Origin of the sequence: Gordonia sp. N1V (genome assembly GCF_029269935.1) — a bacterium.
GTDB classification, from domain to species: Bacteria; Actinomycetota; Actinomycetes; order Mycobacteriales; family Mycobacteriaceae; genus Gordonia; species Gordonia polyisoprenivorans.
This window is the reverse complement of sequence record NZ_JARJDD010000014.1, coordinates 63,118-84,393: the sequence shown is the minus strand read 5'-3', so window position 1 is coordinate 84,393 and position 21,276 is coordinate 63,118. Positions and strand designations below refer to the sequence as shown.

Sequence of the window (21,276 nt, the reverse complement as noted above, 5' to 3'; positions counted from 1 at the left end):
GGTTACTCCTTCGGGCCGGTCACGAGGCCGTCACCGGTGTTCGGAACACCGGTTCGATGGACAACTGGGTGACCTCGCGCCGGAACGGCACCAGGTCATCGGACTTCTCGACATCGAGTTCCTCGGCGTACCGATGGCCCGCCCACACCGCGGCGGCGATCGTCGAGGGTGCCCACGCGTCGCCGATGCCGCGTACCGAGCGCACGCCTGCGGCAGACCACTCGTCGGCGCGTGCGTGCAGGGCCGTATACAGCTCGTCGTGGGGGAGTCGGGCGGTGACGAGGACGACGGCGTCGGCGTCGAGTTCTCCGGTGCGCCCGGTGAATCGGCAGGCGGTGCCGACGCCGCCGGCACCGATCGCGGTGAGCGCGGTGTCGGTGCGGACCTCCACGCCGGCCTCGATGATCCGAGCCCGGATGCGGTGGGCCTCCATGGTGTTCACCGTCCATTGCGACACCTGCGGCGCGGGGGTGACCAGGGTGACCGCATACCCCTCCTTGGCGAGCAACTCCGCGATGACGGCGCCGAGGTAGTAGTGGTCGTCGTCGAAGAGCACGATGCGCTTTCCGGCGGGACGAAGCCCGGCGATGATGTCGTCGGGGGTGAGGACTTCGGGGGTGGGGTCGATCTCGATGGGGTGGGTGTGCCAGCGGCCCACCCCATCACGACGCCACGACGAGCCGGTGGCGACCACCACGTGGTCGAAGCCGTACTCGAGGATGTCCTGCTCGGTCATCGGTGACTCGCGATAGACCTCCACATCGTCGAGACGATCGAGCTGTTGCAGCCGGTAGTCGACGACCCGAATCCATGCGGACAGGCCGGGGAGCGTGGACTCCTTGGCCACGCGCCCGCCGAGTACGCGGCTCGCCTCGGTGAGGGTCACCGGATAGCCGCGGTTGCCCAGCGAGCGCGCGGCTTCCAAGCCTGCCGGCCCGGCTCCGACCACGAGCACCGACGACGCCGAGGTGGCCGGGGCGATGCGTTCGGGATGCCAGCCGCGACGGAACTCCTCACCCATGGTCGGGTTCTGGGTGCAGCGGATGGGCGACATGGTGAAGTCGCCGGACACGCAGATGTTGCAGCCGATGCATTCGCGGATGTCCTCGAGATCTCCACGTTCGATCTTGTTGGGCATGAACGGATCCGCGATGGAGGGCCGGGCGGCGCCGATGAGATCGAGGATGCCGCTGCGGACGTGGCGGACCATGGTGTCCGGGGAGGTGAAGCGGCCCACGCCGACAACGGGTTTCGTGGTGAGCTGCTTGAGTCCGGTGACGAACGGTTCCTGTTCGGCCTCGGGGCCGAACCGCGAGGTCACCGAATCGTCCTCCCAGCTGCCGAGCACCAGGTCCCAGAGGTCGGGGTGCTCGCCGATGAGGCCGAACACGTCCTCCATCTCCGCGCGGGTGATGCCGTCGTCACCGAGGAGTTCATCCACCGAGATGCGGCAGGCGACAGCCGCTTTGCCGTCGGCGATCTCCCGGGTGTCCTCGAGGATCTCGCGGATCAACCGCACTCGATTCTCCAGGCTCCCGCCATACTCGTCGGTGCGGTTGTTGTAGCGGGGCGAGAGGAAGTGGTGCAGGCCGCCGATGGCGTGCCCGGCGTAGACGTAGACGATGTCGTAGCCCGCTCGCAGTGATCGGTGCACCGAATCGGCGTGCCACTTGCGCAGGTCGACGATGTCGGACTTGCTCATCGCGCGTGCCTGAACCGGATCGAAGTTCCACGAGACGACGGGCAGATGTTGTGGCGCCAAGGGGGTTTCGCGGCTGATGAGATTGGGGCTGTTGAGGCCGTTGTGTGCCAGCTCGATGCCGGCGAGTGCGCCGCCCTCGTGGATCTGCTCGGCGATGCGGGCGATCGCCGGCATGTCCTTGTCGTCCCAGAGGCGTAGCTCGATGAACGGGCCGATGTCGGAGGTGGGGTGTATCTCCACCTGCTCGGTGCAGACCACGGCCCAGCCTCCCTCGGCCTTGGTGCGGCGCATCGCGGCCTCGCCGGAGGGATCGCGGTACCCCATGCCGTTGCAGTGCGGCACCTGGAAGAAGCGGTTGCGGGCGGTGACCGGTCCGATGGTGACCGGTTCGAAGAGGACGTCGTAGCGGGGATCGCGCATGGGAACACTCCGGAGGCTGGACTGTGAGGGAGCACCTCATTCTTTGGGTTCAATCTCAAAGAATGAATCGACGGTATCGCGAGCTCGGCCACCGCGCACAGCTGTCAGCGGGATCTCGTCGTGCGAAGATCCGATCCGTGACATCGGCTGGATCGATGCAGCCGGGGCATGTTGCATCACCCGGCGGTGCAAGGCAGGATCGGCACACATGGCCAGACCTCGAAGACAGGATGCCAGGCGCTCCGAGATCATCACCGCCGCAACGGTTGCCATCGCCGAGCGAGGATTGATCGGGCTGCGGCTCAAGGACATCGCCGAGGCCGCGGCGATGTCGGCGGGCTCGGTCGCCTATTACTACCCAGAACTCGACGACCTCCTGCTGGCCGTCCACGAGCGGGCCGTCGAACGGTTCCACGGGGGTCGGCGAACGGCCATGACCACCCAGGACGATCCGGTGGGACGGTTGCGGATGCTGGTGGACCTCGGTGTCTGCGACCCTGACGATCCGATGTGGCCCGCACTGTACGAGTTGCATCTGCACAGCGCGCGCGAACCGCGTCATGCCGAACTGATGTCGAGACTGTTCGAACTCGAGGTCTCGCTCTACCGCGACGTCATCTCCGCCGGGGTGGAGTCCGGTGTCTTCGACCTCGGCGATGACGCCGAACGGATCGCGGCCACGGCGGTGGCTCTCGAGGATGGCTACGGCATCCACCTCGTCGCCCGTAACCGCGAGGTGGATGCTGACGCCGCGCGTACCGCACTCCGTGGCTACCTCGCTGCGGTACTCGCCTGCGCCGACATCATCGGCGGTCGCGCGCGACCTCGACCGCCGAGTGCGGACGCGACAGGAGTGCAGGACTGAATATGCGTGCCAGGACGTCGTCGTCGACGAGTCGGGAGCGCCGGACCAGATCGGGAATCGAAGCGCCGGTGGCAATCGCCTCGGCCACCAGGGCGGTGGCCACCTCGTAACCGAGCAGCGGATTCAGTACGGTGGCCAGGCTCGCCGATCCCATGACGGCCTCGCGCATACGATCGGGATTGGCGGTGATGCCTGCGATGCAGCGTTCGCCGAGAACGTCCACGGCGGCGGTCAGGTGGGTCAGCGACGACAGCAGTGCACGAGCCATGATGGGCTCGAATGCGTTGAGCTGTAACTGTCCGGCCTCGGCGGCCATGGTGATCGTCAGATCATTGCCGACCACCTCGAAGGCCACCTGGTTGACCGCTTCCGGGATCACCGGATTGACCTTGCCCGGCATGATGCTCGACCCCGCCTGCACCGGCGGGAGATTGATCTCGTTGAAGCCTGCGCGGGGTCCGGAGGACAAGAGCCGCAGATCATTACAGATCTTGGACAGCTTCACCGCGGCCCGTTTGGTGACCCCGGACAGCTGCACGAATGCGCCGACGTCGGAGGTGGCCTCCACGAGATCGCCGGCGGTGCTCAGCGGCAAACCGGTAATGGTGCGCAGATGTTCGCAGGCCCGTGCGGCGTACTCCGGATCGGTGTTGAGACCGGTTCCGATTGCGGTGCCGCCCAAGTTGATCTCGGCGATCAGCAGGGCAGCCTCGGCGATCCGGTCGGCGTCCTCGACGATGGTCACCGCGTACGCGCTGAACTCCTGGCCCAGGGTCATCGGCACCGCGTCCTGCAATTGGGTGCGTCCGAGCTTGAGCATGTCGCCGAATTCTTGCGACTTGGCCACACAGCGCGCCGCCAGTTCGCGCAGCGAGGTCTCCAGGGCGCGAGCGGCGAATCCGAGGGCCGCCTTGACCGCCGTCGGGTAGACGTCGTTGGTGCTCTGCCCGAGATTGACGTGCTCGAGCGGGTGCACGACGGTGTAGGTGCCTCGCGGGTGACCGAGGATCTCGAGTGCACGGTTGGCGATGACCTCGTTGGCGTTCATGTTCGTCGACGTTCCCGCGCCGCCCTGGATCTGGTCGACAACGAACTGATTGTGTAGCGCGCCACCGCGAATCTCGGTACAGGCGTCCGTGATCGCCCCGGCGATGACTGGGTCGAGGAGCCCGAGTTCGCGATTGGTCTGCGCTGCTGCTTGTTTGACCGAGGCCAGTGCAATCACCAGATCGCGGTGGACGGCGATCGGAACCCCGCTGATCGGGAAGTTCTCGAGTGCACGGGCGGTGTGCACACCGTAGTAGGCCCCGGCGGGGATCTCCCGGTCGCCGAGCAGGTCGTGTTCGATACGGAAGGCGGCATGAGGCTCGGTGGACACGATGTTCTCCTCCGTTGGGTCGGTGGGGGACGGTGGGTCAGTGGGCGCCCAGCAGACGAGTCCGAACAGTCGACTGCATCGCGGCGTCGACAACGGTTCCCGCCATCGCGAGCGCACCGTGCGCGATCGCGGTCTCGGCGGCCGGGCTCAGGGTGGCCGCGGCGAACTCGGCCTGGTGATTGACCGCCGGCATCGAATCGATACCGATGTAGGGATGGATCGCGGGGAGTAGCTGCGACACATTGCCCATGTCGGTCGATGCCCGTGCCATCATCGAGTCCGATCCGGTCTCGAAACGCCGGCCGAGTGCGGTGGCGCGACGTTCGTACAGTCCGAGAAGTTGCTCGTCGGTGCGGAATTCGGCGTACGGACGGGATTCGGGTGTCACAGTGAGCCGAGCCCCGGACGCCAGGGCGCCGGCCTCGAAGCAGCGCAGTACCCGGGGCGTCACCTCGGCGAGTTCGGCGAGCGTCTCGGCCCGCACATACCAGCGGCCCTCGGTGTGCTCGGCGATGGCGTTGGGCGCCTCCCCGCCACGGGTCATCATCCCGTGCACGCGCACCGACGACGGCAGCTGTTGCCGAAGCAGCCCGATCGCAACCTGCGCGACAGTGAACGCATCGGCGGCGTTGACCCCACGCTCGGGGTAGGCGGCGGCGTGCGCAGCCTTGCCGTGATACTCGATATGGTTGTGCGACACAGCAAATGGCCGGGCCCGCGCCACATCGACCGGTCCTGGATGCACCATTGCGGCAGCGTGTTGACCATCGAAACCATTGCGTTCGAGCATCTCGATCTTGCCCCCGCCGCCCTCTTCGGCAGGTGTGCCGATGACGGTCAGACGCAACCCGAGATCGTCGGTGAGCGGCGCGAGAGCGAGCGCCGCACCGACGGTGATCGCCGAGATCAGATTGTGGCCGCAGGCGTGACCGAGGCCAGGAAGTGCGTCATACTCGGCGCACAGCGCGAAATGGAGGTCGCCGGTCCCGATCGTCGCGGCAAAGGCGGTGTCGAGCCCGCAGTATTTCTCCGTGATCTCGAAGCCGGCGTCGGACAGGCGATCGGCCACCCGCCGCGCCGAACGTACTTCCTCCCAGGCAATCTCGGGATCATCGTACAGCTCCCGGGACAGCGTGGTCAGCAGCGAATGATCGGCGGCGATCTTATCGGCGAGCGCCGAGTCGAGGGTGCTCACAGATCCCCCGCAACACCGTACGAGGGGGCGCGCGTCGGGTCGATACCGCGCACCCGGTAGTCGTCCTTCTGTGGTGCCCAGATCTGCCAGAGGGCACTCATTTCGTCCACTGGGTCGTCGGCGAAATCGACCCGCAGATCGGTGACCGGCCAGTCGACGTCGGCCACGACGAGCAGTCCGGCCGAATGCACCGGGCCGGCCTCACCGCCGGCAGCGAGCGCATCACGTAGCCCGTCGAGTAGTCGCTCCTCGAGATGTTCTGCCCTACTGCGGGTGTAGCCGGTCACCAGTTCGGTGAGAACGCTCTCGTCGGCCAGGAGATTGCCAGCGGCGACCACGTTCTCGGCCTCGATGTGACCGTACACACCGAGGCTCTGCGAGCCCGAGTGCACTGCTGTCGTGCCGTCGGCCCCGATTGCGGTGACCTGTCGATGGTCCGGAAAGCGCTCCCGCGACAGTGCATTTGCCAGAGCATCCGGCGCGTTGGCGCCAACAGCCATCTCGTCGAGCACGGCGGTGCCCAGCGCCGGATTGGTGATGTTCTGCGAGGCGACCACACCGACACCTGGCCGCAGGTGCGCGCAGCGCGCGGCGACTGCCGGGCTCGACGAGCAGATCACGATGCCGAAGGCACCCGTTGCCGGTTCGTGGGCGATCAGTGAGAGGGTCATCGATCGTCGGACTTCGGTTCGGTGAGAACGGGTTCGCTGACAACGGCGGTCGCATCGATCTCGACGAGCCACTCGGGTCGGGCGAGTGCCTCGACGACCAGTCCGGTGGAGACGGGGAAGACACCCGTGAGCCATCGGCCCATCACGCGGTACACGGTCTCGCGAAACCGGATGTCGGTGAGATACACGGTGACCTTGACGATGTCGCGCAGCGAACTCCCCGACTCGTCGAGCAGCATCGCGATGTTGGCCATGGCCTTGTCGGCCTGTGCCTCGACATCGCCGATGCCGATCGACTCGCGCGTGTCGAGGTCTTGTCCGATCTGACCGCGCAGGTACACCACGCCGCCTGCGACGACGGCCTGGCACAGATCGTTGTCGAGGTTCTGCTCGGGATAGGTGTCGCGGGTGTTGAACGGACGGATCCGGGTGTGGGTGACCCCGCGGGAGGGTGCGGCGCTCATGGAGAGAATCCTTTCGGCTGTCAGGTGTCGGGGCTCAGCGTGCGGCGAGAGCGGGCGCTTCGTAGGCGAGGTAACCGCGCTGGATGGCGATCTGATCGGCGAGATACTTGGCGTCGTGCCAGACACCCCAGATGAAGCTCGATCCGCGTCGCGACAGCCATGGCAGCCCGAGGAAATACACGCCGGGCTCGCTGGAGACACCGCGCTGATGCCGCGGCCGACCGAGTTCGTCGAGGGCCGCGACCTGTAGCCAGTCGTAGTCGTAGGCGAAGCCGGTGGCCCACACGATGGAGGCCACCGAATGCGCCGCCAGGTCGAGTGATCGGACCGGTGTGGTGACGCAGGCCGGATCGGGTCCGATGACCCGGGCCTGCGGTTCCTCGGGCAGATCGAGTCCGTTGCGGGCGATGTGGGCGTCGGCCTCGTCGAGCATCGACAGGTAGTTGGCGTCACCGGCCTCGATGTTGGCGCGCAGGTCGTCGGCAAAGGTCATGACTCCGTCGACGACGGCCTCCGCACGTCCGAGCAGGGTGATGCCATCGGCGGCGAGGCTGCGGAAATCGACGGTGTGTCCGCCGTGAGCGCCGCTGACGGCGATCGTGACATGCTCGGCCCCGGCGGGCGGAACGGCCATGTCCCACTTGCCGAGAACGCCGAGCCACCAACAGAAGTCACGGCCGCGATAGCTGCGCGGGGGACGGTCGTGCGGTCCGACCGCAAGATAAACCGTACGCCCCGATTCGCGGAGCTCGTCGGCGATCTGCACACCCGACGAGCCGGCACCGACGACGAGTACCGCGCCGTCGGGTAGCTGCTGTGGCCGGTGATAGGAACTCGAATGGATCTGGTGCAGTGCCGAATCGGCGGGTACCAGCGGCGGGATGACGGGCTTCTGGAAGGCCCCGGTTGCCGAGACGACGAAGCGGGCGTCGATGGTGCCCTCGCTCGTTTCGACACGAAAACCCGAGCGGCCGTTGTGTCGTCGGACCGAGATCACCTCGACACCGGTGCGGATGGGCGCGGAGATCATCGAGGCGTAGGCTGCGAGATAGTCGGCGACGCCGTCCTTTCCGACGAAGGAATCGGGGTCGGCATCGAATTGCATGTTCGGGAAGCGGTCGTGCCACGCCGGCCCGTTGGCGACGAGGGAGTCCCACCGCCACGAGCGCCAGCGCTCGGCGACGCGATCACGCTCGAGCACCAGGTGCTCGATTCCCTGCGCGCCGAGGTGTTCACTCATGGCGATACCGGCCTGCCCGGCACCGACGATGACCACGTCGATCTGCTCGTTCTCCACTGCCAACCTCCAACGTTCGCCCAATGTCTCGTGCGTCGGATCAAGGATCGCGTGAAGCTGTTGAATCTGTACAGCGGTATTAATCGGTGCATTGCATCGGTTTTCCCGAATGCTGTCAGAGCGGTCGACAACCCACGGAATCAATCGATCGGGGAGCCCGTTGCAGCGACCATGCGAGCAATCACCTATGACCGCTTCGGCGGCTCCGATGTCCTGACGCTGCGCGATCTCCCGACACCTCACGTCGGACCCGACTCCGTCCTCGTGCGCGTGCGCGCTTCGAGTGTCAATCCCGTGGACTGGAAGGTTCGCCAGGGCTACCTCGCCGAGGTCCTCGACACCGTGTTCCCGGTCGTCCCGGGATGGGATGTCGCCGGTGTCGTCGAGCAAGTGGGCTTGGACACACCGGAATTCGAGGTCGGCGACGAGGTGTTCGGCTACGTCCGCAAAGACGTCGTCGGTGGGGAGGTGGCGGGCGGAACGCTCGCCGAATTCGTCGCCGCGCCGGTACGAACCCTCGCCCGCAAGCCGGCCGGGTGGTCGTTCGAAGACGCAGCGGCCGTTCCGCTCGCCGGGCTTACCGCGTACCAGACGATTCGGCGCGCGGGCGTGCGATCGGGGCACACGGTGCTCGTCCACGCCGCCGCCGGCGGTGTCGGCTCGTTTGCCGTGCAGATCGCGCGGTCGATGGGCGCCCGGGTGATCGGCACGGCGTCGGCCGCCAATCACGACTTCCTCCGACGCCTCGGTGCCGAACCCGTCACCTACGGACAGGGCCTGGCCGAGCGGGTATGCGCGCTCGAACCCCGAGGTGTGGACGCGGTTCTCGACTATGTCGGCGGTGACGCGCTGGACTCGGTGCCGGAGGTGTTGCGCGCGGGCGGCACCGTCGCCTCCATCACCGATGCGCGGGCGCGAGACGAGTTCGGTGGCCAGTACGTCTGGGTGCGGCCCGACGCCACCGATCTTGCAGAACTCGCCCGACTCGGCGAGACGGGTGCCCTGACTCCCGAGATCGCCGAGGTGTTCGACCTGGCCGATGCCGCCGCCGCGCACGAGCGCAGCGAGTCCGGCCATGTGCGCGGGAAGATCGTCGTCCGCGTCTGAGACCGGCCGGCGCGTGGCTCAGGGGCGGGCGATGGTGCGGCTGTCACCGCGGAATTCGGCGACCACCTGCTCGCCGCAGGTGACGGTGACATCGTAGATCCCATTGCGCCCGAAGCCCGCTACCTCGCGGGCGTCGGCGACGAGCAGGTCACCGGCGTGGGTGGGACGTAGGAAGCGGATATCGCAGCGGGCGGCCACCGCAGCGTCGTCACCGCTGTTGCAGGCGACCGCGAACGCGGTGTCGGCGAGGAGAAACACATAGCCGCCGTGGGTGATGCCGTGGCCGTTGACCATCTGTGCTGCTATGCGCATCGACATCCGCGCCCACCCGGCACCGAGCTCGAGGAGCTCGATGCCGAGCGCGCGAGACGCGTTGTCCTCGGCGAACATCCGCCGCGCGATCGCGTGGTCGGTGACCTCGTCGGGAACCGACGTCACGGACGCACCGAGGTCTCGGCGTGGGTGAACATGGTGACCCCACCGGTGGCGAAGTTGGGCACATCACCTGCGGCGGCGGCCATCTCGGGAGACCCCAGGCCGGCCTTCAACGAGTCGTCGTCGGCGAAGTACAGGCTCGCGACCGAATAGTACGGCGGCTCGGAGCCGTCGAGCGTCGACACCTTGGCATAGGTGTACTCGGTCAGGCCCGGGATCGCATTCGCGAGCGGGATGTGCACCCGCTCGTAGTAGTCGTCGAACGCGGCGGGGTCGGCGGGTTGTCCATAGCAGACGGCAACGCGAACGGTCATGTCGATTACTCCTTTTCGGCTTTGGCGACGAGCGTGAGCACGTCGTAGGTCGCCACCGGGTCGTCGTTCTGATTGGTGACGACGGCATCCCAGCGCACCTCACCGTAATCGGCGCTCTGGCGCGGCGTGATCTGTTTGGCCGTCAACGTGACGATGAGGCTGTCCTCGGCTTTGACCGGGGTGAGGAATCGCAATCCGTCGACACCGAAGTTGGCCAGCACCGGACCCGGTGCCGGATCGACGAACAGGCCCGCGGCCAGCGACACCACCAGGTATCCGTGGGCGACGATGCCGCCGAAGAGGGGGTTGGCCGCGGCAGCCTCCGGGTCGGTGTGTGCATAGAAGGTGTCGCCGGTGAATTCGGCGAAGTGGTCGATGTCGGCGCGCGTCACCTGACGCGGCCCACCGACGATGGTGTCACCGATCTGCAACTGCGACAGATTCTTCCGGAACGGGTGCACGTCGGTGTGCACGCGGTCGGCGCCGCTGACCCAACGCCGTCCGATCGCGGTGAGGATGTTCGGTGTGCCCTGCACCGCGGTGCACTGCATGTGGTGGAGCACGCCGCGGATGCCGCCGAGTTCCTCCCCGCCACCCGCGCGGCCGGGGCCGCCGTGCACCAGGACCGGCAGCGGTGAGCCGTGGCCGGTGGATTCGGCGGCATCCTCGGCGTTGAGCACCAGAATGCGACCGTGGTAGGCGGCGATGCCGCGCACGACGGTCGCCGCGACATCGGTATCGGCGGTCACCAATGAGGCGACCAGCGATCCACGGCCGCGGGCGGCGAGGGCGATGGCGTCGTCGGTGTCGCGGTAGCCGATGACCGTCGACACTGGGCCGAAGGCCTCGATGTCGTGGATCTCCGGCGCCCAGCTGTCGTTGGCGCGCAACAGGATCGGCGAGAGAAATGCGCCTTTTGACCGCTCGGCGTCGACGAGCTCGACGTGGTCGGGGTCGCCGAAGACGATGTCGGCCGACTTGGTCAGTCCGCGAAGTGATTTCAGGACCTCGTCGCGCTGGTCGATGCTCGCGAGGGCGCCCATCCGGACGTCGGGGGCGGCGGGATTGCCGACGCGGATCACGGCCAGTCTCGTCGACGCGGCCTCGACTACGGCGTCGACGAGCGGCTCGGGGACCAGTGCGCGCCGGATCGCGGTGCATTTCTGCCCGGCCTTGACGGTCATCTCGGTGACGAGTTGCCGTACGTACAGCTCGAATTCGGGATCGTCGACACCGATGTCGGCGCCGAGGATCGATGCGTTGAGTGAGTCCGCCTCGGCGGTGAAGTGCAACCCGGATGCCACCACCGTCGGATGGGCGCGCAGCACGGCGGCGGTGTCGGCCGAGCCGGTGAACGCCACCGAATCCTGTCCGTCGAGATGGTCGAGCAGATCGCCCGCGCTTCCGCACAGTAGTTGCACCGATCCCTCGGGCAGGATGCCGCTCTCGACGATGCGGCGGACCACGAGTTCGGTGAGATAGGCAGTGGCACTGGCGGGTTTGACGATCGTGGGCACGCCGGCGATGAACGCCGGGGCCAGCTTCTCCAGGAAACCCCACACCGGGAAGTTGAAGGCATTGATCTGCACCGCAACCCCGCGTCGCGAGGTGTAGAGGTGCTGGCCGAGGAAGGTGCCATTCTTGCCGAGCGGCTCGACCGGGCCGTCGAGATAGACGGTGTCGTTGGGCAATTCCCGTCGTGTCTTGCTCGCGTAACTCAGGACGGTCCCGAATCCGCCGTCGATGTCGACGGCGCTGTCGCGGTCGGTGGCGCCGGTCTTGCGGGAGAGTTCATAGAACTCGTCCTTGCCCGCCATGAGGGTGAGGCCCAGTTGTTTGAGCAACCCGGCCCGCTCGTGGAAGGTCAGCGAGGCCAGCGCCTCTCTGCCGACGGTGCGTGCATATTCGACCATCGCGGCGCGATCGACACCGGTCGCCGAGATCCGCGCCACCTCCGATCCGTCGACGGCGTCGAGCAACGGCGTGCCCTCGTCGGGCGCGGCGTACCAGCGTCCTTGTGTCCAGCTTTCCAACAATCGGCTCACAGCCCAGCTCCCTCTACCGTCCATTCGGTCGGTAATTACCATCGCCGGGACGTTGGTTCCGTGTCAAGGGGTGGCGGTGTCAGCGCCGGCGGCGCAGTCCGTCGAACGTCATCGCGACCACGGCGTCGGCGAGTTCGTCGACGCTGACCCCGACGCGGGGCCGGTACCACTCGATGAGCGAGTTGACCGTGCCGAACAGCAGCCGCGCCACCAGCGCCGGGTCGACCTCCGGCGAGACATCGCCCTCCTCGGCGGCGCCGATGACGAGGTTGCCGACGAACTCGTCGAACTCGCGTCGACGGGCCAGTGCCCGGCGCTCGACGACCGAGTTGCCACGTACCCGCAGCAGCAGCGTGACGTAGGGGAGTTCGGCGGCCAGGATCTCCACACTGCGCCTGACCAGGTATTCCAGCCGATCGATGTGCCGGCCCTCAGTCGTGCCGGCCTCGGTGGTGGCGGCAAAGAGTGCTCCGAGTGCACGCCCGAGAGCCAGCTCGAGGAGTTCCTGCTTGCCCGAGACGTGGTGATAGATCGACGACTTGCTGATCCCGAGCCGGTCGGCGAGCACATCCATGCTGGTGCCGTCGTACCCCTTCTCGTTGAACACCTTGACCGCGACCGCGAGCAGCGAGTCGAGGTCGTAACCGGGGCGCCCCGGGCGGCCCGTGCGCTTGGCCGGTTTCGCTGTGGTCATGGATCTCATGATGGCAAAGAGTCCGCGGAGTGGCGTCCGGGGTGGGCAAGGGGTTGCAACCGACCAAAAGGTCGGTTATTAATGGAGGGGTCCACAGTGTGAGGAGGGCCAATCATGGCCGGTGCGGTGACCACCGACACGCGACCCGTCGATCTCGACCACGTGGTGATCTCCGACGACGGTGATCGCTACCGGGTCACGCTGAACCGTCCGGAGCGTCGCAACGCGATCACCGGCGAGATGATCGCCGAACTGCACCGGGTGTGTGCGATCGTCGAGCGGGCGCCCAAACCGGTGCTGCTGTGCGGGGCCGGACGCAACTTCGCGGGCGGCGCCGACCTCGCACAGCTCGCCCGACGTACCCGCGACGATGCCCTGGCCGGGATCAATCGCACCCTGTTCGACCGGATCGCGGCGCTCGCGCTTCCCACTGTCGCCGTCGTCGAGGGTTACGCGCTCGGTGGTGGTGCCGAACTCGCCTATGCCTGCGACATCCGCATCGCCGCACCGGATGCGGTGTTCGGCAACCCGGAGCCCGCTCTGGGCATCCTCGCCGCGGCCGGCGCGAGCTACCGCCTCCCGCAACTCGTCGGCATCTCGGTCGCCAAACAGATCCTGCTCGCCGGCGCGCGACTCGACGCCGAGCAGGCGCTCCGGCACGGCCTGGTCATGGAGGTCGCCGACGACCCGTTCGCCGCGGCCGAGACCGTCATCGATCGCATCGTCGCGCAGTCGGCGCTGGCGCTGCGCCTGTCGAAGACCGTCATCGACGCCCCCGGGCATCACCCGTGGGCCGACGACATCGCACAGGCCGTGCTCTTCGAAGGACCCGACAAGACCGACCGCATGGCCGCATTCCTGGAGAAGAAGTCATGAACAGCAGCACTTCTGGCGGCGATCTCCCGGCAACCGTCGGCGTCGTCGGTGGCGGACGGATGGGCGCGGGCATCGCGCAGGTCTTCGCCGAGCGCGGTGTCACGGTGACCATCGCGGACTCGCTCGACCAGGAGGGAGCCCGCAGTCGTGTCGCGACCGGTCTGCAACGCGCCGCGGACCGCGGCCAATTGGGGGGACGGGCACCCGACGAGGTTCTGACACGGGTGCACACCGTCGGTGAACCTCGCGCGTTGCCGACGGATCTCGGTCTGGTCGTCGAGGCGGTTCCCGAGAACGTCTCGCTCAAACTCGACGTTCTCGCGCAGGTCGCCGAGACGGCGGCCGCCACCACCGTCATCGCCTCCAACACGAGCTCCCTGTCGATCACCGAACTCGGTGCGGCACTGTCCGACCCGTCACGATTCGTCGGCATGCACTTCTTCAATCCGGTGCCGGTCTCCGAACTCGTCGAGATCGTGTGGGCCGGCACCACCGCCCAGAGCACCGTCGACGCCGTCCGCGGATGGGTCGACGCCCTCGGCAAGACGGCGATCGTCGTCAACGACTCCCCGGGATTCGCCACGAGCCGGCTCGGGGTCCACCTGGGTCTCGAAGCCATCCGGATGGTCGAAGAAGGCGTTGCCGACGCCGAATCCATCGACCGCGCCATGGAATTGGGCTATCGGCACCCGATGGGTCCGCTCCGGTCGACCGATCTCGTCGGACTCGACGTGCGGTTGGCCGTCGCCGACCACCTCGCCGCGACCCTCGGGGCGCGATTCGAACCGCCACAACTGCTGCGCGACAAGGTTGCCCGCGGTGAACTCGGTCGCAAGTCCGGCCGTGGCTTCTACGATTGGAAGGCTGACAGATGACAGCGACATTGGAGATCACCGACGGTCTCGCCACCATCACCCTGGCGCGCCCGCGCGCCCACAATGCGCTCGACGTCGAGACCAAGACGGCGCTGCGCCAGGCGATCGAGAAGGTCGCAGGTGATCGCACGGTACGTGCGGTACTGCTGGCGGCCGAGGGCAAGAACTTCTGCGTCGGACAGGATCTCGGCGATCACGTCGCCGAACTGAAGAAGTCGCCCGAGCACGCGATGGACACCGTCGCCGACCACTACAACCCGGTCATCCGGGCGCTCGCGGGCATCGAGGTGCCGGTGATCGCAGCCGTCCACGGCGCCTGCGTCGGTGCGGGGCTTGGGATCGCACTGACCGCCGACATCCGGATCGCCTCTCAGACCGCCACGTTCGCCACCGCATTCGCGGGCATCGGCCTGGCGAGCGACTCCGGTCTGTCGCATCATCTGGTCTCCATGCTCGGCAGCAGCCGCGCCACCGGACTGCTGATGCTCGGCGATCGCATCGACGCCGCGCAGGCCCTCGATTGGGGACTTGTGCATCGCGTCGTTGACGATTCCGATTTCGATTCCGCCGCAGTGGATCTGGCTCGTCACCTCGCCGACGGACCCACCGAGGCGTTCCGCCGGATCAAGGGCCTGGTCGGGGCCGGCGCCGTCGGACTGAGCGAAGCGCTGGACCGTGAGTACGACGCACAACGTCACCTCGGGGCGACCGCCGACCACGCCGCCGCCGTCGAGGCATTCCTCGACAAGCGCACGCCCGAGTTCAGCGGTCGCTGAGAGAGCAGGAACGATGACCGACACGCAACTACAGCAATCCGAGCTTCAGCAGTCGTTCGACGCGACCATCGCCGCCGAGGCGCGCATCGAACCGCGTGACTGGATGCCCGAGGGCTACCGCAAGACGCTGATCCGGCAGATCGCCCAGCACGCGCATTCGGAGATCATCGGCATGCAGCCCGAGGGAAACTGGCTGACCAGGGCTCCGTCGTTGCGGCGCAAGGCGATATTGATGGCCAAGGTGCAGGACGAGGCCGGCCACGGCCTCTACCTGTACTCGGCCGCCGAGACACTGGGCGCCGATCGCGCCGACCTCACCGACAAACTCATCTCCGGGCGGCAGAAGTACTCCTCGATCTTCAACTACCCGACGCTGACCTACGCCGACGTCGGGACCATCGGGTGGCTGGTCGACGGCGCGGCCATCTGCAACCAGGTACCGTTGTGCCGCAGCTCTTTCGGACCGTACGCCCGGGCGATGATCCGCGTGTGCAAGGAGGAGTCCTTCCATCAGCGGCAGGGTTATGAGCTGCTCACCACAATGATGGGTGGCACCGACGAGCAGCGCGCGATGGTCCAGGAATCCGTCGACCGGTTCTGGTGGCCGGCGCTGATGATGTTCGGTCCGCCCGATGACCGTTCGCCCAACAGCGAGCAGTCGATGGCGTGGGGTATCAAGCGGCACAGCAACGACGAGCTGCGCCAGAAGTTCGTCGACATGAGCGTCCCGCAGGCCGAGGCCCTCGGCGTGAGCTTCCCCGACCCGGATCTGGCCTGGAATGCCGAACGCGGACACTACGACTTCGGCGAACCCGACTGGAGTGAATTCACCGAGGTCGTCAAGGGCAACGGTGCGATGAACGTCGAACGGATCGCCGTCCGCCGCGCCGCACACGAGGGCGGCGCCTGGGTGCGGGACGCGGCAACGGCTTTCGCCGCACGGGAACAGGAGAACCACCGATGAGTGACATCAAGGCGGAATGGCCGCTGTACGAGGTGTTCGTGCGCGGCAAGCGTGGGCTGAACCACGTGCACGTCGGGTCGCTGCACGCCGCCGACGACCAGATGGCCTTGCGGCATGCGCGCGACGTGTATACCCGCCGCAACGAGGGCGTCAGTATTTGGGTGGTGCGCTCGGCCGACATCGTCGCCACCAGTCCGTCGGAGAAGGACCCCTTCTTCGCCCCGAGCGGCGACAAGGTGTACCGGCATCCCACGTTCTACGACATCCCCGACAACGTCCCCCACATGTGAGAGGACGACGACATGACCGATCATGACAACGCCTACGAGGGCCTCGTCGACGAGGATTCGCACGGCCAGTGGGCCTTCGGCACCAGCTTCGACGATCCGCTCGCCGGCGTCGACACCACCGTCCCCGACGACGTCGACCACGCCGCGCTGGCCGCCTACTGCCTGATGCTCGGCGACGATGCGCTGATCAGTGCTCAGCGACTCGCCCAATGGTGCACCCACGCACCCGAACTCGAGGAAGAGGTGGCGCTGGCGAACATCGGACTCGACCTCCTCGGTGCGGCGCGGCTCCTGCTCGCCCGCGCCGCGGCCGCCGATCCGGCTGTGGTACCCCACATCTCCGAGACCACGCCGGTGCCCGCCGAAGACGCACTGGCCTTCTTCCGGGACGAGTCGTCGTTCCGCAACGTGCATCTCGTCGAGATCGCCAACGGCGACTTCGCGGTCTCGCTCGTCCGGCTGCTGGTGTTCTCGACCTGGCGACTGGCCCTGTTCGACAGACTGCGCACCTCACGGGATCCGGTGCTGGCCGCGGTCGCCGACAAGGGCGTCAAAGAGCTGACCTATCACCGTGATTACGCGGCCCGCTGGGTGGTCACCCTCGGGTGCGGCACCGCGGAGTCACGACGCCGTCTGCTCGACGCGCTGTCGCGGGTGTGGCCCTACGTCGACGAGCTGTTCGTCCCGGCATCCGAGGAGCTCGCACTCGCCGCCGTCGGTGTGGCGGTCGATCCCGCTTGCGTGCGAGACGAATTCGACGACATCGTGGGCCAGGTGTGTCACGCTGCCGAGGTCGAGATCCTCGACGGACCGCACATCGGGCGGGTCGGGGGCCGCGCCGGGCGTGACGGTCTGCACACCGAGCACATGGGATTGCTGCTCGCCGAGATGCAGAGCGTGGCCCGTCGCCACTCCGAAGGGGTGTGGTGAGATGCAGACACTCGCAACCCGATCCGCGCGGGAGATCGTGGAATCGATTCTCGACCCGGAGATGCCGATGGTCACCCTCGCCGACCTCGGGATCATCCGCGAGGTCCGGCTCGATGATCCCGGCGCGGTGACCGTCACGATCACCCCGACCTACTCGGGCTGCCCGGCGATGGCCACGATTCGCGACGACATCACCGACGCGTTGCAGCGTCACGGATTTGCCGACGTCACGATCCGAACCAGCCTCACTCCGGCGTGGAGCACCGACTGGATCACCGACAGGGGTCGCGCCAAGCTCGTCGAGGCCGGGTACTCGCCACCGGGTGCGGCACCGATGCGGCGGTCCGGGCCGATCCCGCTGACGTTGACCGCGCGGCCGCGCGAGGTGGCGTGCCCCCAGTGTGGTTCGACTCGTACGCAACTGATCTCGGAGTTCGGTGCCACCCTGTGCAAAGCCCACTACCAGTGTCTGGCGTGTGCCGAGCCGTTCGATCACGTCAAGGAGATCTGACCGTGACCTCAACCGTCGAGACCACCGCCGTTCCGGTCACCGGTCCGTCGCGCAACCGCGACTTCCACCGCCTGACCGTTGCCGACGTCGAATCCCTGTGTGACGACGCCGTCGCCGTCCGGTTCGACGTTCCGCCGGATCTGCGGGACACCTTCACCTTTCGGCCCGGACAGTCCCTCACGTTGCGGCGAACGGTCGACGGGACCGAACACCGGCGCACCTACTCGATCTGCGCGCCCGCGGGCGCCGCGCCGCGGGTGGGTGTTCGTGAGGTCAATGGGGGACTGTTCTCGAGCTGGCTCGTCCATCAGGTGCGTCCCGGCGATCGCATCGAGGTGCAGCCGCCATCGGGATCGTTTCAGGCGAACCCGGATTCGGGCGGGCGGCACCTGTTGATCGCGGCCGGCTCGGGCATCACCCCGATACTGTCGATCGCTGCGTCGATGCTGGCGACTCCCGACGCCGAGGTGACGCTGATCTACGCCAACCGCAAGACCCGGTCGGTGATGTTCGCCGAGGACATCGCCGATCTCAAGGACGCCCACGGTCCGCGGTTCGACGTGATCCACGTGCTCTCCCGCGAGCCGCGCGAGGCCGAATTGTTCAGCGGGCGACTCGATCGTGATCGTCTCGAGGAGATCCTCACCACCGTCGTACCGACCGGCGACATGGACCACTTCTGGTTGTGCGGCCCGCTCGGCATGGTCGAGGCGGCCGAGGAGGTGCTCCTGGCCCGTGACATCGCCAGGGACCGTATCCACCACGAACTCTTCTACGTCGAGGCAACGCCGCCGCCACCGGATCGGCATCGGGAGCCGGGGATCTCGGGGCCCACCAGCGAGGTGACCATCGTCCTCGACGGACGTTCGGTTGCCGGTTCGCTCTCTCGGGACGAGAGCATCCTCGACGCGGGGGAGAACCTGCGCTCGGACCTGCCGTTCGCCTGCAAGGGCGGGGTGTGCGGAACCTGCCGCGCCAAGATCACCTGTGGGGAGGTCGACATGCGACGTAACTATGCCCTCGAGGAGTCCGAGGTGGCCGCCGGGTTCGTCCTCACCTGCCAGTCCTATCCCGTAACCGAGTCCGTGACCGTCGATTTCGACGCCTGACACCGTCCTCCCTCTCACGCCTGGAGTCCACCATGACCAGCACCCTCCCCAGCGCCGCCGGCGGCTCGGAGACCGTCGCCATCGAATACGCGAGTCGCGACCGGATCGCCGATCTGCAGCTCTCGCGTCTCAAGTGGTCCTTGCACCACGCCTACGACAACGTCGCGCATTACCGGAAAGCTTTCGACGAGAAGGGGGTTCATCCGAGCGATCTGAAGGAACTCTCGGATCTGTCGTTGTTCCCGTTCACGGCGAAAGCCGATCTGCGCGACAACTATCCGTTCGGGATGTTCGCGGTACCGCAGGAGCAGGTGTCGCGGATTCACGCCTCATCGGGAACAACGGGCCGTCCCACCGTCGTCGGTTACACCGCGAACGATCTGAACAACTGGGCCGATCTGGTGGCCCGCAGCCTGCGGGCGGCGGGGGTTCGGCCGTCGGACAAGGTCCACGTCGCCTACGGCTACGGTCTGTTCACCGGTGGGCTGGGCGCACACTACGGCGCAGAGCGTCTGGGCTGCACGGTGATCCCGATGTCCGGCGGCATGACCGATCGCCAGATCCAGCTGATCGAGGACTTCGCCCCCGATGCCATCATGGTCACGCCGTCGTACATGTTGACCATCGTCGATGCGATGATCGCCAAGGGCATCGATCCATCGTCGACGTCGTTGCGCGTCGGCGTGTTCGGTGCCGAGCCGTGGACCGAGCAGATGCGGCGTGAACTCGAGACCCAGGTGGGGATGGACGCCGTCGACATCTACGGACTGTCGGAGGTGATGGGGCCCGGTGTCGCGCAGGAGTGCGTGGAAACCAAAGACGGACTGCACATCTGGGAGGACCACTTCTATCCCGAGATCGTCGACCCGATGACCGGTGAGGTGCTGCCGGACGGGGAGGAGGGGGAACTCGTCTTCACCTCTCTGACCAAGGAGGCGATGCCGATAATCCGGTACCGCACCCGCGATCTGACGCGACTGCTGCCGGGCACCGCGCGTTCGGTGCGACGAATGCAGAAGGTGACCGGACGATGCGACGACATGATCATCCTGCGCGGGGTCAATCTGTTCCCGACGCAGATCGAGGAACTGATCCTCACCGTGCCGGCACTCGCGCCCCAATTCCAGTGCGTCCTCGAACGTCCCGGCCGCATGGACAATCTGACCGTGCGTGTCGAATACCGCCCCGACGCACCGGGTTCGGACTGGCAGCCTGCTGCCGATTCGCTGAGAAAGGCCATCAAGAATCGGATCGGGGTTACCGTGGATGTCGAGATCGCCGAGCCCGGGACCCTCCAACGATCGACCGGCAAGGCGAAACGATTGGTCGACAACCGCCCCAAGGATTGATGTCATGAGCACCGCCGCCTCACACGATCTGGAGTTCGACGTGTGGCGGGAGGCGATCTCGAGTGCCTTCGTGCCGTTGGACGCCGCGCCGCTCGTCGGCGCGCCCACGGCATTCAGCGGCGGCCTCGCCAGCCGGGAACTCGGGGACCTCCAGCTGTCGGAGGTGCTCGGGGCGTCGGCGTGGGTGCGCCGGACCGCGTCGACGATCCGGCGGGCCGACCCCGGCGTGATCAAGGTGGCGCTGCAGTTGTCGGGGCATTCGACGGTGTCACAGGCCGGGCGGGAGGCCGAACTCGGACCCGGGGACCTGGCCGTCTACGACACGAGCCGACGTTACGAGCTGGCCTTGGCCGACTCGTTCGACATCCTGGTCGCCGTCATCCCGCGGGAGACGTTGCGTATCAATGACTCCGAACTCGACGACGGCGTGGCGCGCACCATCACCTCATGCACCGGTGTGGGTGCTCTGCTGCGTCCGATGCTCTGCGCGCTGCGGGAACAATCGCTGGGCGAGGAGTCGATGGCGCCGCAGGGAATGAGCGCGCAGTCCCTCGTGACCGATGCCGTGGCCGACCTCGTCAGCGCCTGCCTGCGTGCCGCGGTGCCCGACACCGGCATCGGTGCCGGGGACACGGTGCTGATGTCGGCGCGGACGTACATCGAAGGGCACCTCGGTGACCCGTTCCTGACACCGGCAGCCGTTGCGGCTCATCATCATGTGTCGCTGCGCTATCTGCAGAAGCTCTTCGCGCAGGACGGCGACACCGTCGCCGGATTCATCCGCCGGCTGCGACTGGAGCGATGCCGCGGCGACCTGGCCGACCCGCTGCAGATCCACCGCAGCGTCGGGGCGATCTGTGCCGCCAACGGTCTCGTCGAGGCCGCCCACTTCTCCCGGATCTTCAAGAGCGCCTACGGCATGAGCCCGCGTCAATATCGCGACTCCCACCTGCCCGCCGCCGGCTGATCCTGTACCCCGGCATCCCACATCCACGCCCGCATCCACGGA

At 67.1% G+C, this 21,276-nt stretch carries 22 protein-coding genes; 12 read left to right on the top strand and 10 right to left on the bottom strand.

Going from position 1 to position 21,276, the window contains the following annotated elements; translation table 11 throughout:
* Positions 1 to 19: 19 nt before the first annotated feature.
* Positions 20 to 2,122 (bottom strand): FAD-dependent oxidoreductase, encoded by a 2,103-nt coding sequence (locus P3L18_RS18170; protein ID WP_079928704.1) that lies wholly within the window; start codon positions 2,120 to 2,122, stop codon positions 20 to 22.
* 208 nt (positions 2,123 to 2,330) lie between these two features.
* Between P3L18_RS18170 and P3L18_RS18165 the strand changes: the two genes are divergently transcribed.
* Positions 2,331 to 2,987, top strand: coding sequence for a TetR/AcrR family transcriptional regulator (locus tag P3L18_RS18165; RefSeq protein WP_079928705.1), 657 nt, complete (start codon positions 2,331 to 2,333; stop codon positions 2,985 to 2,987).
* On the opposite strand, the gene P3L18_RS18160 is transcribed toward P3L18_RS18165, so the two are convergent.
* Genes P3L18_RS18160 through P3L18_RS18140 form a run of 5 tightly spaced genes read right to left on the bottom strand, consistent with a single transcriptional unit; the run spans position 2,926 to position 7,992 of the window.
* Positions 2,926 to 4,365, bottom strand: a complete 1,440-nt coding sequence (locus tag P3L18_RS18160) for an aspartate ammonia-lyase (RefSeq protein ID WP_079928706.1) — start codon at positions 4,363 to 4,365, stop codon at positions 2,926 to 2,928. The two genes, P3L18_RS18165 and P3L18_RS18160, sit on opposite strands and share 62 nt — an antisense overlap.
* A gap of 37 nt (positions 4,366 to 4,402) precedes the next feature.
* Complete coding sequence (locus tag P3L18_RS18155; protein ID WP_172398732.1) at positions 4,403 to 5,527, bottom strand: M20 family metallopeptidase; 1,125 nt, start codon at positions 5,525 to 5,527, stop codon at positions 4,403 to 4,405.
* A 29-nt stretch (positions 5,528 to 5,556) separates the two neighbouring features.
* A complete protein-coding gene (locus P3L18_RS18150) occupies positions 5,557 to 6,231 on the bottom strand; it encodes a DUF1028 domain-containing protein (protein ID WP_079928708.1) in 675 nt (224 codons plus the stop codon).
* Positions 6,228 to 6,695, bottom strand: coding sequence for a RidA family protein (locus tag P3L18_RS18145; RefSeq protein WP_006369744.1), 468 nt, complete (start codon positions 6,693 to 6,695; stop codon positions 6,228 to 6,230). Before P3L18_RS18145 ends, P3L18_RS18150 begins: the two co-directional genes overlap by 4 nt.
* Before the next feature lie 34 nt (positions 6,696 to 6,729).
* Positions 6,730 to 7,992: an NAD(P)/FAD-dependent oxidoreductase gene (locus tag P3L18_RS18140; RefSeq protein WP_079928714.1), complete on the bottom strand. Its 1,263-nt coding sequence runs from the start codon at positions 7,990 to 7,992 to the stop codon at positions 6,730 to 6,732.
* A gap of 171 nt (positions 7,993 to 8,163) precedes the next feature.
* Between P3L18_RS18140 and P3L18_RS18135 the strand changes: the two genes are divergently transcribed.
* Positions 8,164 to 9,099: an NADP-dependent oxidoreductase gene (locus tag P3L18_RS18135; RefSeq protein WP_079928715.1), complete on the top strand. Its 936-nt coding sequence runs from the start codon at positions 8,164 to 8,166 to the stop codon at positions 9,097 to 9,099.
* A gap of 18 nt (positions 9,100 to 9,117) precedes the next feature.
* On the opposite strand, the gene paaI is transcribed toward P3L18_RS18135, so the two are convergent.
* The 4 genes from paaI to P3L18_RS18115 all read right to left on the bottom strand — a co-directional run bounded on the left by paaI (position 9,118) and on the right by P3L18_RS18115 (position 12,587).
* Entirely contained in the window at positions 9,118 to 9,489 is a 372-nt protein-coding gene (gene paaI, locus P3L18_RS18130; protein WP_172398733.1) for a hydroxyphenylacetyl-CoA thioesterase PaaI, read from the bottom strand.
* A 44-nt stretch (positions 9,490 to 9,533) separates the two neighbouring features.
* Positions 9,534 to 9,848, bottom strand: coding sequence for an EthD family reductase (locus P3L18_RS18125; protein ID WP_079928717.1), 315 nt, complete (start codon positions 9,846 to 9,848; stop codon positions 9,534 to 9,536).
* Between the two features lie 5 nt (positions 9,849 to 9,853).
* Entirely contained in the window at positions 9,854 to 11,893 is a 2,040-nt protein-coding gene (gene paaZ / locus P3L18_RS18120; protein ID WP_079928718.1) for a phenylacetic acid degradation bifunctional protein PaaZ, read from the bottom strand.
* 79 nt (positions 11,894 to 11,972) lie between these two features.
* Positions 11,973 to 12,587, bottom strand: a complete 615-nt coding sequence (locus P3L18_RS18115) for a TetR/AcrR family transcriptional regulator (protein WP_014361429.1) — start codon at positions 12,585 to 12,587, stop codon at positions 11,973 to 11,975.
* Between the two features lie 114 nt (positions 12,588 to 12,701).
* On the opposite strand from P3L18_RS18115, the gene P3L18_RS18110 reads away from it, so the two are divergent.
* The 10 genes from P3L18_RS18110 to P3L18_RS18065 are packed head-to-tail and all read left to right on the top strand — an operon-like array spanning position 12,702 to position 21,234.
* Positions 12,702 to 13,463: an enoyl-CoA hydratase/isomerase family protein gene (locus P3L18_RS18110; protein ID WP_079928719.1), complete on the top strand. Its 762-nt coding sequence runs from the start codon at positions 12,702 to 12,704 to the stop codon at positions 13,461 to 13,463.
* Positions 13,460 to 14,338 (top strand): 3-hydroxyacyl-CoA dehydrogenase family protein, encoded by an 879-nt coding sequence (locus tag P3L18_RS18105; RefSeq protein ID WP_079928720.1) that lies wholly within the window; start codon positions 13,460 to 13,462, stop codon positions 14,336 to 14,338. The genes P3L18_RS18110 and P3L18_RS18105 overlap by 4 nt, the downstream gene beginning before the upstream one ends.
* On the top strand, positions 14,335 to 15,114 hold the full coding sequence (locus tag P3L18_RS18100) for an enoyl-CoA hydratase-related protein (protein WP_211543785.1): 780 nt from the start codon (positions 14,335 to 14,337) through the stop codon (positions 15,112 to 15,114). Before P3L18_RS18105 ends, P3L18_RS18100 begins: the two co-directional genes overlap by 4 nt.
* 13 nt (positions 15,115 to 15,127) lie before the next feature.
* Complete coding sequence (gene paaA / locus P3L18_RS18095; protein ID WP_276114850.1) at positions 15,128 to 16,078, top strand: 1,2-phenylacetyl-CoA epoxidase subunit PaaA; 951 nt, start codon at positions 15,128 to 15,130, stop codon at positions 16,076 to 16,078.
* On the top strand, positions 16,075 to 16,368 hold the full coding sequence (gene paaB / locus P3L18_RS18090) for a 1,2-phenylacetyl-CoA epoxidase subunit PaaB (RefSeq protein WP_006369755.1): 294 nt from the start codon (positions 16,075 to 16,077) through the stop codon (positions 16,366 to 16,368). The genes paaA and paaB overlap by 4 nt, the downstream gene beginning before the upstream one ends.
* Positions 16,369 to 16,380: 12 nt before the next feature.
* On the top strand, positions 16,381 to 17,298 hold the full coding sequence (gene paaC / locus P3L18_RS18085; RefSeq protein WP_276114849.1) for a 1,2-phenylacetyl-CoA epoxidase subunit PaaC: 918 nt from the start codon (positions 16,381 to 16,383) through the stop codon (positions 17,296 to 17,298).
* Position 17,299: 1 nt separating this feature from the next.
* Positions 17,300 to 17,809 (top strand): 1,2-phenylacetyl-CoA epoxidase subunit PaaD, encoded by a 510-nt coding sequence (gene paaD, locus P3L18_RS18080; RefSeq protein WP_276114848.1) that lies wholly within the window; start codon positions 17,300 to 17,302, stop codon positions 17,807 to 17,809.
* 2 nt (positions 17,810 to 17,811) lie between these two features.
* Positions 17,812 to 18,918 (top strand): 1,2-phenylacetyl-CoA epoxidase subunit PaaE, encoded by a 1,107-nt coding sequence (gene paaE / locus P3L18_RS18075; RefSeq protein WP_276114847.1) that lies wholly within the window; start codon positions 17,812 to 17,814, stop codon positions 18,916 to 18,918.
* Between the two features lie 32 nt (positions 18,919 to 18,950).
* The gene (gene paaK, locus P3L18_RS18070) at positions 18,951 to 20,267 is read left to right on the top strand and encodes a phenylacetate--CoA ligase PaaK (protein ID WP_079928724.1); all 1,317 of its coding nucleotides are present in this window, start codon (positions 18,951 to 18,953) and stop codon (positions 20,265 to 20,267) included.
* A gap of 4 nt (positions 20,268 to 20,271) precedes the next feature.
* Positions 20,272 to 21,234, top strand: coding sequence for a helix-turn-helix domain-containing protein (locus P3L18_RS18065; RefSeq protein WP_276114846.1), 963 nt, complete (start codon positions 20,272 to 20,274; stop codon positions 21,232 to 21,234).
* The last annotated feature ends 42 nt before the right edge of the window (positions 21,235 to 21,276 follow it).